This window comes from Pseudomonas graminis (genome assembly GCF_013201545.1).
In the GTDB taxonomy this organism is placed as follows: Bacteria; Pseudomonadota; Gammaproteobacteria; order Pseudomonadales; family Pseudomonadaceae; genus Aquipseudomonas.
Genome location: NZ_CP053746.1, coordinates 4,788,553 through 4,800,156 on the forward strand (window position 1 = coordinate 4,788,553; position 11,604 = coordinate 4,800,156).

Consider the following 11,604-nt stretch of genomic DNA (forward strand, 5'->3'; position numbering starts at 1 on the left):
TTGCATCCGTTGCTGTGACGCGCGCCATGCACTGGCTAAAATCCCCGGGGTGCATGTGCACCGTTGGCGCTGTTCAGGGGTTTGCGTGGAATTACACATCGTTATCGAGGGCCGCAAGGACCTTGCCCGTCAGGTCTATGAACAGCTGCGCGACAGTATCGTGTGCGGCCGCTTGGCGGCGGGCGTGCAATTGCCGCCCAGTCGGCTGCTGGCCGCGCAGCTGGGGCTGTCGCGCAAAACCATCTCCGACACCTACAGCCGACTGACCTATGAAAATTACCTGGTAGGCAAGGTGGGCAGCGGCACGTTCGTCAACGCCCTGAACGCCCACAGCCCGTCTCGGCCTGCGCCATCGAAACTGGCCAGCGCCCACATCGTGGCGAAATGGGAGCGGATCTCCCTGCCCCTGCGCCACCCGACCCGCGCGGGCACCCTGCGCTACGATTTTCTCGGCGGCGCGACCGCGAAAACCCAGTTTCCCCACGACGAATGGCGGCGCTGTGTGCACCACGCAGTGCGACAGATGTCCACCGAACGCGGTTTCTATAGCCAGCCGGAGGGCCTGCCCGCCCTGCGGGCCGCGATTGCCGGGCACATCGCCTTCGCGCGCGGCGTCCGCTGCGGGGCCGATGACGTGGTGGTGTGCAATGGCGCGCAACAGGCCCTGGACCTGATCGCCCGCGTGCTGATCGAACCGGGCAGCCGCGTGGCCATGGAAGACCCGGGCTACACGCCGGCACGCCTGCTGTTTGCCGCCCAGGGCGCTGAGGTCGCCAGTGTGCCGGTCGACCGCGAGGGCATCATCGTCGAACAGATTCCCGACGACGCCTGCGCCATTTATGTGACCCCCTCCCACCAGATGCCGCTGGGCATGCCCATGAGCCTGGCGCGCCGCCACGCCCTGCTGGAGAAGGCGCGACGAATCGGCGCGATCATCATCGAAGACGACTACGACAGCGAATTCCGCTACGAAGGCCGCCCGACTGACTCGTTGCAGAGCATGGACGAGCACGGCGTCGTGGCCTACGTCGGCACCTTTTCAAAAACCCTGCTGCCGGAACTGCGCCTGGGCTACGTCGTGCTGCCGGCGGCGATCCTCGAAGCGGTGATCAAAGCCAAGCAGCTGACCGACTGGCACACCTCGACGCTGCCGCAATGGGCCCTGAGCAAATTCATCAGCGAAGGCCTGCTCAACAAACACATCCGCCGGTGCCACAGCACCTACGCCGGTCGCCGCGAACGAATCCTGTCCCGCATCGCCGGCGACCTGTCGCCCTGGCTGGAAACCATCCCGTGCACGGCGGGCTTTCACATGGCGGTGATGCTCAAGCCCTCGCTCCAGCCGGCGATCGACCTGCACCTGCTGGTCGATCGCGCGCGGGACAAGGCCTTAGGCCTTTATCCCCTCCACGGCTTCTACAGCGACGCGACACCGCGCGATGGACTGATGCTGGGATTCGGCGCCATCGACCTGCTCGACATCGACCCGGCACTGGACAGGTTGCGGGATTTGCTGATGGTGTTTGATTAACAGGGAAAATTGAGGGGGCACACACCGGCCCCTTCCCGGCTGAAGCCGGTCCCACTAACAGCGCGCGCTGCATCAGTGAGACCGCTGACGCGGAGCGTCATGGGATGCATTCCCACGCGGAGCGCGGGCACGATCATAAAATTGATGGCGCCTGCACCGGCCTCTTCCCGGCTAAAGCCGGTCCCACTAAAAGCAGACCGCGTACCCCCCCGTGGGACCGGCTTCAGCCGGGAAGCTTTTGATTTGCTTTTGATCTTGATCTTCATACGCAAGACGTCCGGACGACGCCAATCGCGACTTGGGTGCAGGCTGAACGCAGGTCTCGCGGAGTGGGCCGAGCCGCAGGGATGCGGCGAGAGCGCCGTCAGGACATGGATGTCCGTTCGGCGCGGGCCCACGGAGCGAGACCGGAGTGAAGGAACCCTGACGAAGGAAGGGCCCAACCAGGAGCACAAGCCCTTGGTTACTTGGGGCTTTATCAAGTAACTCGCCGAAGGCGAAACAGTCTGCCCCAGGCAGACGCTGTTGATCTTGCGGCACCAAGCCACGCCACAGATCCACCTGACACAATCCGATGGAACTTCTAACCCCGGAACCTGCCGACTACAGAGCTGCCGGACACACCGTCCGCTGAGAAATGGAGGCTTATACATGCCAGACGCAAACGGCAAAATCCGCTACGCAGTGGTCGCTGGAGGCTGGATCTCCCAAGGCGCATTCATGCCGGGACTTGAACAGACCGACAACTCCGTCATGACCGCCCTGGTCACCGGCGACCCCGTCAAAGCCGACCAACTGGCCGCACTTTACGACCTCAAAAGCTACCACTACGACGAATTCGACACCCTGCTGAAATCTGGCGAAATCGACGCCATTTACCTGGCAACCCCCAACTTCCGCCACCGCGAATTCGCTGTGCCCGCACTCGAAGCCGGCATCCACGTACTGCTTGAAAAGCCCATGGCTGCCAATGAACAAGACTGCCTGGCCATTGCCGAAGCCGCCAAACGCTCGGGCGCCAAACTGATGGTCGCCTACCGCCTGCACTTCGAGCCAGGCACCGTCGAAATGGTCCACCGCGTGCGTGCCGGCGACCTCGGCGACCTGCGCCTGTTCACCGCGACCTTCGCCCAGACCACCGACCCGGCCAACCACCGCATGCAGAGCGGCTTCGATGCAGGTCCCGTGGCCGACATGGGCCCCTACCCCATCAACGCCGTGCGCAACCTGTTCGCCGCCGAACCGATCGAAGTCCACGCCGTCGGCATCAAAACGCCAGGGCGCGAAATCAACACCTTCGACACGGTCAACGTGACACTCCGCTTTGCCGAAGAACGCCTGGCCACCTTCACCGTGAGTTACAGCCTGCCATCCACCGAGCGTTTCCAGCTGATCGGCACCAAGGGTGAGTTCGAAGCATCGCCGTGCTTCGGTTTCGGCGAAGGCGTGGCCATCGGGTACCGGGCGATTATCGACCGCCAGACCACCGAACACACCCATCCGGTGGTCGATCAGTTTGGCGGTGAGACCCAGTACTTCTCCGACTGCATCCTTCAGGACCGCGAACCCGAGCCTGACGGCGACGAGGGCTGGCGCGATGTGCGTGTGGTCGAGGCCATTGAACGTGCGCTGACCACCGGGCAGCCGCAGAAGCTTGAGCCATTGCCGGAGCGCCCGGGCATCAGCATCGAGCAGGCCCGTCGCCTGCCGCTGGCCAAGGTGCCGGAGTACATCAATACCGATGAGCCGAATGCCTGACCGTCTTGTTGATCAGGTATGACGGCGTACACACGTTGATCGCAATCCAGAGCCCGGCTATTTTGTTCGCCGGGCTTTGGACATTGCCTCTGCGAGGCGCGCCTTGCGGCTGAAAAAATGCAGTTGTATGATGACTGTCGACTTTTCGATGGGCCTTTGCGCTCATCACCGCTACGCTTCATACGATTCGAATTCCTCCATCAGGCTCCACGCCTGATCGATTCGCCCCAAAAATAACAGGAGAAGCAGATGCCTACCGTTCTCGGTCAGAACTTCATCGGCGGCGCCCGCAGTGGCCTCGGCGAAGCACGCCATAAAAGCCTCGACGCCACTACTGGCGAAGCACTGCCTTACACCTTTCATCAGGCTACCGACGCGGAAATCGATGCCGCCGCCTCGGCTGCCAAAGACGCCTTCCTCGAATTCCGTCAGTTGAGCCCGGCCCGTCGCGCTGAATTCCTTGACGCCATCGCTGACGAACTCGACGCCCTGGGCGATGACTTCGTTGCCCTCGTCTGCCAGGAAACCGCGCTGCCGGCCGGTCGAATCCAGGGTGAGCGTGGCCGTACTTCCGGCCAGATGCGCCTGTTCGCCAAAGTCCTGCGTCGCGGTGACTTCCTCGGTGCGCGTATCGATCAAGCCCTTCCTGACCGCAAGCCACTGCCACGTGTCGACCTGCGCCAGCAGCGCATCGGCGTTGGCCCGGTGGCCGTGTTCGGCGCCAGCAATTTCCCGCTGGCCTTCTCCACTGCCGGCGGCGACACCGCCTCGGCACTGGCTGCCGGTTGCCCGGTTGTGGTGAAAGCCCACAGCGGCCACATGGCGACGGCTGATCTGGTCGGTAACGCCATCGTCCGCGCCGCCGAGAAGACCGGCATGCCTAAAGGCGTGTTCAACATGATCTTCGGCAGCGGCGTTGGCGAAGGTCTGGTCAAGCACCCGGCCATTCAGGCCGTCGGCTTCACTGGTTCTCTGCATGGCGGTAACGCCCTGTGCAAACTGGCGTCCGAGCGTCCGCAGCCAATCCCGGTGTTCGCCGAGATGTCGAGCATTAACCCGGTGGTCCTCCTGCCCGGCGCACTGACAGCGCGCGGCACCGCCATCGCGGGCGAACTCGCGGCCTCCGTGGTCATGGGCGCAGGCCAGTTCTGCACCAACCCAGGCGTTGTAATCGGCATTCGCTCCCCCGCCCTGACGGCGTTCACCGAGCAACTGACCGAGCACATGGGCGGTCAGGCACCACAGACCATGCTCAACGAAGGCGGCCTGCGCAGCTACAGCAAAGGCGTCGAGAAGCTGCTGGCACACCCAAGCGTCACGCACCTGGCCGGCAAGCCGCAGGAAGGCAAGCAGGCCCAGGCTCAGCTGTTCAAGGCGGACGTCAGCATGTTGCTCAACGGCGACGAGTTGCTCCAGGAAGAAGTCTTCGGCCCAACTACGCTGCTCATCGAAGTGGCTGACGACGCTGAACTGAAAGCCGCACTGCTGGCCCTGCGCGGCCAACTGACCGCGACGCTGATCGGCGAAACCGCCGACCTGCAGAAGTACCAGTGGCTGGTACCGGTGCTGGAAGAGAAAGTCGGCCGCATTCTGGTCAATGGCTACCCGACCGGCGTCGAAGTCTCTGACGCGATGGTGCACGGCGGTCCTTACCCGGCGACCTCCGATGCCCGCGGTACCTCGGTGGGCACCCTGGCCATCGATCGTTTCCTGCGCCCGGTCTGCTACCAGAACTACCCGGACAGCCTGCTGCCGGCCGCTCTGCAAAACGCCAACCCGCTGGGCCTCAAGCGCCTGGTGAACGGCGAGTGGAGCACTGACGTCATCGCCTGATGAAGGGGCCTGATTCGTCAGGTATTGTTCATCAGATCCGATGCTTCACACCAACGAGAAACGGCGCGACCCTGTGAGGGGCCGTGCCGTTTTTTTTGCCCTGGGATCGGCGTGAAGCGTTGCCAGCGGCCGACCGAATGACTAGCCTCTGGCGCTATCTCGCTGCGGAAACCTGAGCATGAATGAAGAACTGATCATCATCGATCTAACGGAAGGCACCGGCAAAGCCGCCGTAAAAGGCGCGCTGATCACCACCCAATACACTGGCACCCTGGAAGACGGCACGGTGTTTGATTCCTCATGGGAGCGCGGCAAGCCGTTTCAGTGCGTGATCGGCACCGGTCGGGTCATCAAGGGCTGGGACATCGGGCTGATGGGCATGAAAGTAGGCGGCAAACGCAAGCTGCTGGTGCCTGCGACGCTGGCCTACGGTGAGCGGTCGATGGGCGCGCACATCACACCCCATTCAAACCTCGTGTTTGAGATTGAATTGCTGGAAGTCCTTACGCGGGAGGATTGAGGCCGGGTGCCGTCACCCTCGATCACTGCCATTCGCGTTGAAGAACAAGCCTTAGATTCAAATTATCAACGTGATCAAACCCGCTGCGCCACGTCGCAAAACCACTGGCGAAGGCGTTGTGCTGCCTCACCCAGCACCACATCTTTGGCCTGCACAAGATAATAGCCCTTGCCAGTTTTCAATGCGGAGGCAACGACAGGGACGAGCAAGCCCCTTTGGACATCTTCTTCAACCAGCCAGGGGCTCGTGAGCACCAGACCTTGATCGCGGCGCGCCGCGTCGATTGCCAGCTCCGACTGATCGAACCTGAGGCTGCTGGAGAAGCTATCAGGGTACATGCCGACCGATGACAGCCATTGAGACCAGTGAGCATGTGAGGTCGTATAGAGCAAGGTTGCTCCCGGCAAGGAGTCAAGGCTATGCAGCTGGAGCCGTTCACGGTAAGCCGGGCTGCAATAGACCCTTACCTCGTCTGGCAAGAGCAGTTCTGCGTTGACGTCACCGCCATATCCATCGAAATGCCGCACCGCCAGGTCGCAGGTACCGTCATTGAAATCCACGGTATCGCTGGACGCGCTAAGGTGCAGTTGCACCTCCGGGTATCGCTCCGTGAACAATGGCATCCGCTTCGCAAACCAGGAATTGGCAAACGCCGGCGGCAGGCTTAGCCGTACCTGCCTGTCTCTAAGACCTCGAACCGCGAGATTGGCGGTTTCCAACTGGCGCAGAGCCGGCTTCACCTGCTCCCAATAGCCCAGCGCTTCAGCCGTTGGCTCCAGCCTGCGCACACTGCGCACAAACAAAGACGTTCCTAACCAACCTTCCAGCTTGCGAATCTGTTGCCCGACCGCTCCCGGCGTGACGAACAGCTGGCTTGCAGCAAGGGTCACGCTGCCGGTGCGCATGACTGCGTCAAAGCAAGCAATGGCCCTGAGGGGCGTATCCGCTCTCATGGCGTAGTTTTTCTCTTCTATAGACCGAAAACACATGATTTGTAGCGGCTTGCGAACGTTCCCACAATCGAATTTCGCCACAGCGCTGCAACTCAATCCGATTTGCAAAGGGGAAACGCCAGTGCCAAATGGCCGAGTCACCGGGGTGAGGAACAAATTGATGACCAGATCAGTGACAAAAGGTGCCGATAAGTGAGGAAGTCAGTAGATGGAACTGCCACGGCGGTCATGGTGCTGCTGTGTGTCGTTTGGGGGGCGCAGCAGGTGGCAATGAAGGCAGTTGCCGGTGACATAGCACCCATCATGCAGGTCGCCGTTCGCTCCGGAATCGCTGCCGCCCTGGTGTGGATAATCGGAAAATGGATCATGCGCGAGGTGTGGTTACCCGGCGTCTGGTGCCGCTCGGGATTAGTCGTCGCGGTTCTGTTTGCGGGTGAATTTCTGTTCGTCGCAGAAGGGTTACGCCGGACAAGTGCCTCGCACATGGCGGTGTTCCTTTATACGGCCCCCTTATTCGCCGCCATTGGTCTGCACCTGCGCTTGCCGGAGGAGCGTCTTGGTGCGATTCAGTGGTTGGGTATGTCGCTGGCCTTCGCAGGGATTGCAACCACCTTTCTCATGCCGCGGGATGGGACAGCCATTCAAACCGTCAACGCGAACAGTCTGCCGGGTGACCTGCTGGGCTTGTGCGCGGGCGCTACCTGGGGATTCACGACAGTAGCGGTGCGGACCAGTCGCTTAAGTGAAGCAAGCGCAACCCAGACCCTGTTTTACCAACTGGCGGGTGCTTTTGTCCTTTTGCTGCCGTTGAGCCTGCTTGCAGGCCAAAGCTTGATGAGCTTTTCAACGGGTGCGGTGGCCAGCCTGGTTTTCCAGACATTAATCGTGTCGGTGGCAAGCTACTTGATCTGGTTCTGGATGCTTCGTCGCTACCTCGCGGCTCGCCTGGGCGTGCTGGCCTTCATGAGTCCGCTGTTTGGCGTAATGATGGGTTATCTGTGGCTAGGTGAGCAGACAAGCTTCGGTTTTTTGCTGGGCGCAAGCCTGACTATTGCCGGCCTGCTCGTGGTGAACCTCAGCAAAGTGGCGGCACAGAATCGACGCGATACAAGTGGCCCTGCACCGAAACATCCCAAGGAGAAGATCCCGCTATGAAGACATTAATCGTATTGGCGCACCCGGAACCACGCTCCTTTAACGGCGCCTTAAAGGACGTTGCTGTCGAAACCCTGCGCGAACTCGGTCACCAGGTTCAGGTGAGCGATCTCTACGCGATGAATTGGAAGGCTGAGCTGGGGATTGATGACTTCATGGATAATCGTGCCGATCCTGACTATTTTGATCTTCCCCGCGAGCAAGAACATGCGTTTGCAAACGGGTCCCACACCGGCGACGTCAAGACTGAGCAATCGAAGGTCATGTGGGCTGACCTCGTGATTTTTCAGTTTCCTGTGTGGTGGTTTTCGATGCCCGCCATATTGAAAGGCTGGGTAGACCGGGTATTGAGCCGGGGATTCGCATACTCATCAGGGCACAAGTATGGATCGGGGCTCCTCAAAGGAAAGAAGGCCATGCTTTGTCTCACCACGGGCACTGCAAACAGCCTTTACACACCCGCCGGGATTGACGGCGATTTGCATCACGTCCTCTGGCCTATCCATAACGGCATTCTGGCCTATACCGGCTTCACCGTTTTCCCCCCGTTTGCTGCATGGATGCCAGCGCAGCTCAGCGATGACGAACGTCAGCAGTGTCTGAATGCATATGCCGACTACTTGCGGCGCCTTGAAACGCTGGAGCCGCTGTTTTTTCACCCCCGTGAGGACTACGACGACAACCAGCAGCTGAAACCGGGAATTAAAGCCCGCTCAGGCGTGCAGTGGAATCCTCGTGCCGGGCAATCTTTTGAACAGGCTGCTTCGTACTTTGCAGAGCATTCAAATGACAAAGTCTGACCTTGTCAGGGGAAAAGCCATGGCCGTCATCATGCTGGCCGGCACCGGAAAAACATCCAGTGCAATAGCTGAAGCCCTGGCCTGACGGCAAGAGGATCCGATGCAGCGGTTTATCACCCGGCCGATACCTTCATCAACACATCGGCCAGTTTCTTCGCCAGCTCTTCTTCCTTGTACGGCTTCTGCACGATCAGCTTTGGGTCGACATCGAGGATGTCGATGTCGGCGAAACCGGTGATGAACATGATCGGCAGCTGCGGGTGGTCGCGGCGGACGATTTCGGCCAGTTCGCCGCCGGTCATGTTGGGCATGGCGAAGTCGGTGAGGAGCAGTTCGATGCTCGGGTCGAGTTTCTTCAGCGCCTCGTCGCCGCTGTCCGCTTCGACCACCGAATAACCCAGTGAGACCAGCATCATCGCCGTCACCGAGCGTACGTCCGGGTCATCGTCGACCAGCAGAATCGTGCGGTCCTTGTCGTCAGCGTCGGCACGGCCGGGCATGTCGGAGGCGCTGATCACCGGAACTGCGGTGCGCGCAACACTCGGCAGGTAAACCCGCAGCGTGGTGCCGGCGTTTTCGGCGGTGTCGATGCTGACGCCGCCCCCCGATTGCTTGGCGAAACCGAACACCTGCGCCAGACCCAGTCCCGAACCCTTGCCCACTGCCTTGGTGGTGAAGAACGGCTCGAAGGCCTTGGCCAGCACTTCGGGGCTCATGCCACAGCCGGAGTCACTCACCGACAACACCACGTAGGCGCCGGGCTCAGGGTCTTCAGGCCGTAGCGGCAGGCGATAGACCATCTCGTTCCAGGTGCTCAGGCGCAGTTGCCCGCCCTGAGGCATGGCGTCCCGGGCGTTGATTGCCAGGTTGAGAATGATCATCTCGGTCTGCGTCGGGTCGACCAGCGCACTCCACAGGTCTTCGGCCAGTTCGGTCTCCACCCACACACTGCCGCCCAGCGCGCGGCCGAGCAGTTCGCGCATGCCGGCAATCGTGTCGTTGAGGTTCAGCGCCACAGGCTCCAGACGCTGGCGACGGGAGAACGACAAGAGCTGACTGGTCAGCTTGGCGCCCCGCTCGCCCGCTTCGCGGATGTTTTGCAGGCGCTGGGGAGACTTGGTGAACACCCCTTTTTCCAGATCCCGGCTGAGGAAGTTCGCGCTGGTCAGAATCACGGTCAGCAGGTTGTTGAAGTCGTGGGCAACGCCGGCGGTCAACTGGCCGACCACCTCCAGCCGCTGCATTTGCTGCAGGGCGGCCTCGACGCGCTCGCGCTCCTTGATCTGATCGCGCAGGCGCTTGTTGGTCGCCGCCAGCTCGTCCACCACCGCACGCTCGCCGGTGATGTCGCGGACTGCGGCGTACATCAGGCCGTCGTCCGGCACGATGGTCCAGGACAACCAGCGGTAGCCACTGTCGGTATGGCGCATGCGATTGACGAAACGCGTCGAGACATGGCCTTCGGCCACGCTGGCGGTTTCGCGCAACGTGGCTTCGAGATCATCCGGATGAATCAACTCGCTCAAACGCTGCCGGCCGACCTCATCGCGCGCCCAGCCCAGCGTCGATTCCCATGCCGGGTTGAGGGCGATCGGCGTCATGTCGAAATGCAGCACGCCGAGCAATTCCCGGGACAGCTCCCAGGTTCGGTCGCGTTCACGGGTTCGCTGCACGACACGTTCGCCGAGGATGTCGTTGAGCTGATGGAGCGCCTGAGTGGCGTGCTTGCGCTCGGTAATGTCCTGCATGACGCCGGTGAAGCGCACGCATCGGCCCTCTTCAAACACCGAGCGACCGTTGGAGAACACCCACCGTTCCTCGCCTTCATTAGTGATCAGTCGGTGCTCGATCTGGAAGGAAGTGTCCACCGTCAGCGCGGCCATGACCTTGCTGTGCAGCTGATCGCGGTCGTCCGGGTGGCAGAGCAGAAACATCAGGACCAGACTGACGGAAGCGTCGGCGTCAACGCCGTAAAGCGCCTTACAGCGCTCGTCCCACAGCAGCGTGTCGGTGCGTGGATCGTACGTCCAGACCCCCATGTCCGCGGCCTCGATCGCCAGCTGCGCGCGCACTTCCGCCACTTGCAGCGTCTTCTCGGCGTACAGTCGCTTTTCCCGCTCCTGCACTTCGGACACCGCGCGCATGACCGCCTTGGGCAGCATCTTCATGTTCTGCTTGAGGACGTAATCGATGGCGCCCATGCGCATCATTTCGACGGCATGCTGCTCGCCGAAAATCCCGGACAAAAAGATGAAAGGCGTCTGCGGCGCCAGACGCAATGCGCTGTTGAGCACATCCGCCCCGGAAGAGCCCGGCAGCAGAAAATCGCTGAGAATGAGGTCAAAACGCGCGGCCAGCAGCTCACGCTCGACGTCCTGGTGGTTGTAGACCAGCGTGGCGTCGATCTTCAGCCCGCTGTTTTCGAGGGTGAGCAGGATCAGTTCGGCATCCAGCGAACTGTCTTCGACCATAAGCAATTTAAGCTGCGATAACGGCATGAATAAAAGTCATTGTTCCAGAAGGGACTGGTTCGGCGGTTATAAGTGCCGGTCCGAGAGCCCCGGAGTCAGGAGCCTGGACGGCGCGCGAGTCGCAGGGAGCCCGGTGGTGGCTCGTTCAATACGGCCCAAAACACGCCGAGGTCCGAGATCGCCGAGACGAATTCCTTGAATTCGACCGGCTTGACCACGTAAGCGTTCACACCCAGCGAGTAGGCGCGGTTCAAATCGGGCTCCTCGCGGGAGGACGTCAGCATTACCACGGGAATGCTGCGCAGTTCCTCGGTTTCACGGATGACCTTGAGCACTTCAAGGCCATCCACTTTCGGCAGCTTCAGGTCCAGCAGCATCACTGCCGGATTACCGGCGACACGGTCGTGGTGATGGTTGCGGCGCAGCAGGTAATCAAGCGCCTCGGCACCGTCACGCAGCACGATCACTTCATTGGCCAACTGGCTACGTTCAAGGGCGACAAGGGTCAGCTCCAGATCGTTTGGATTGTCTTCCACCAGAAGAATGGGTTTGAGCACTGGGCGTCTCCTTCGACACTCAAAGA

The 11,604-nt window shown here is 61.2% G+C and carries 9 protein-coding genes; 6 read left to right on the forward strand and 3 right to left on the reverse strand.

Annotated features, from left to right (window positions below; translation table 11 throughout):
• The first annotated feature begins 85 nt into the window (after positions 1 to 85).
• The 4 genes from FX982_RS21400 (at position 86) to FX982_RS21415 (ending at position 5,642) form a co-directional block, all read left to right on the forward strand.
• Positions 86 to 1,531, forward strand: coding sequence for a PLP-dependent aminotransferase family protein (locus tag FX982_RS21400; protein WP_172612490.1), 1,446 nt, complete (start codon positions 86 to 88; stop codon positions 1,529 to 1,531).
• Positions 1,532 to 2,182: 651 nt separating this feature from the next.
• Positions 2,183 to 3,289 (forward strand): Gfo/Idh/MocA family protein, encoded by a 1,107-nt coding sequence (locus FX982_RS21405; RefSeq protein WP_172612491.1) that lies wholly within the window; start codon positions 2,183 to 2,185, stop codon positions 3,287 to 3,289.
• A gap of 249 nt (positions 3,290 to 3,538) precedes the next feature.
• Entirely contained in the window at positions 3,539 to 5,122 is a 1,584-nt protein-coding gene (locus tag FX982_RS21410; protein WP_037010473.1) for an aldehyde dehydrogenase (NADP(+)), read from the forward strand.
• 178 nt (positions 5,123 to 5,300) lie between these two features.
• Positions 5,301 to 5,642 carry an FKBP-type peptidyl-prolyl cis-trans isomerase gene (locus FX982_RS21415; RefSeq protein ID WP_172612492.1) on the forward strand — a complete coding sequence of 114 codons (342 nt, stop codon included), beginning with the start codon at positions 5,301 to 5,303 and terminating at the stop codon, positions 5,640 to 5,642.
• Between the two features lie 74 nt (positions 5,643 to 5,716).
• Here the strand turns inward: FX982_RS21415 and FX982_RS21420 are convergent, their stop codons facing one another.
• Positions 5,717 to 6,547 carry a LysR substrate-binding domain-containing protein gene (locus tag FX982_RS21420; RefSeq protein WP_254074847.1) on the reverse strand — a complete coding sequence of 277 codons (831 nt, stop codon included), beginning with the start codon at positions 6,545 to 6,547 and terminating at the stop codon, positions 5,717 to 5,719.
• 276 nt (positions 6,548 to 6,823) lie between these two features.
• Between FX982_RS21420 and FX982_RS21425 the strand changes: the two genes are divergently transcribed.
• Complete coding sequence (locus tag FX982_RS21425) at positions 6,824 to 7,750, forward strand: DMT family transporter (protein WP_216843221.1); 927 nt, start codon at positions 6,824 to 6,826, stop codon at positions 7,748 to 7,750.
• Positions 7,747 to 8,550, forward strand: a complete 804-nt coding sequence (locus tag FX982_RS21430) for an NAD(P)H-dependent oxidoreductase (RefSeq protein ID WP_172612494.1) — start codon at positions 7,747 to 7,749, stop codon at positions 8,548 to 8,550. Before FX982_RS21425 ends, FX982_RS21430 begins: the two co-directional genes overlap by 4 nt.
• A gap of 113 nt (positions 8,551 to 8,663) precedes the next feature.
• On the opposite strand, the gene FX982_RS21435 is transcribed toward FX982_RS21430, so the two are convergent.
• Together FX982_RS21435 and FX982_RS21440 are read right to left on the reverse strand one after the other, a co-directional pair.
• The gene (locus tag FX982_RS21435) at positions 8,664 to 11,048 is read right to left on the reverse strand and encodes a hybrid sensor histidine kinase/response regulator (RefSeq protein WP_172612495.1); all 2,385 of its coding nucleotides are present in this window, start codon (positions 11,046 to 11,048) and stop codon (positions 8,664 to 8,666) included.
• 68 nt (positions 11,049 to 11,116) lie between these two features.
• On the reverse strand, positions 11,117 to 11,578 hold the full coding sequence (locus FX982_RS21440) for a response regulator (protein ID WP_122538564.1): 462 nt from the start codon (positions 11,576 to 11,578) through the stop codon (positions 11,117 to 11,119).
• Positions 11,579 to 11,604: the final 26 nt, after the last annotated feature.

Bases quoted from the DNA above. Each gene is read 5' to 3' on its own strand.
- FX982_RS21405 (WP_172612491.1), top strand. From the start codon at position 2,183: ATGCCAGACGCAAACGGCAAAATCCGCTACGCAGTGGTCGCTGGAGGC.
- FX982_RS21410 (WP_037010473.1), top strand. From the start codon at position 3,539: ATGCCTACCGTTCTCGGTCAGAACTTCATCGGCGGCGCCCGCAGTGGC.
- FX982_RS21415 (WP_172612492.1), top strand. From the start codon at position 5,301: ATGAATGAAGAACTGATCATCATCGATCTAACGGAAGGCACCGGCAAA.
- FX982_RS21420 (WP_254074847.1), bottom strand. From the start codon at position 6,547: ATGCGCACCGGCAGCGTGACCCTTGCTGCAAGCCAGCTGTTCGTCACG.
- FX982_RS21425 (WP_216843221.1), top strand. From the start codon at position 6,824: ATGGTGCTGCTGTGTGTCGTTTGGGGGGCGCAGCAGGTGGCAATGAAG.
- FX982_RS21430 (WP_172612494.1), top strand. From the start codon at position 7,747: ATGAAGACATTAATCGTATTGGCGCACCCGGAACCACGCTCCTTTAAC.
- FX982_RS21435 (WP_172612495.1), bottom strand. From the start codon at position 11,048: ATGCCGTTATCGCAGCTTAAATTGCTTATGGTCGAAGACAGTTCGCTG.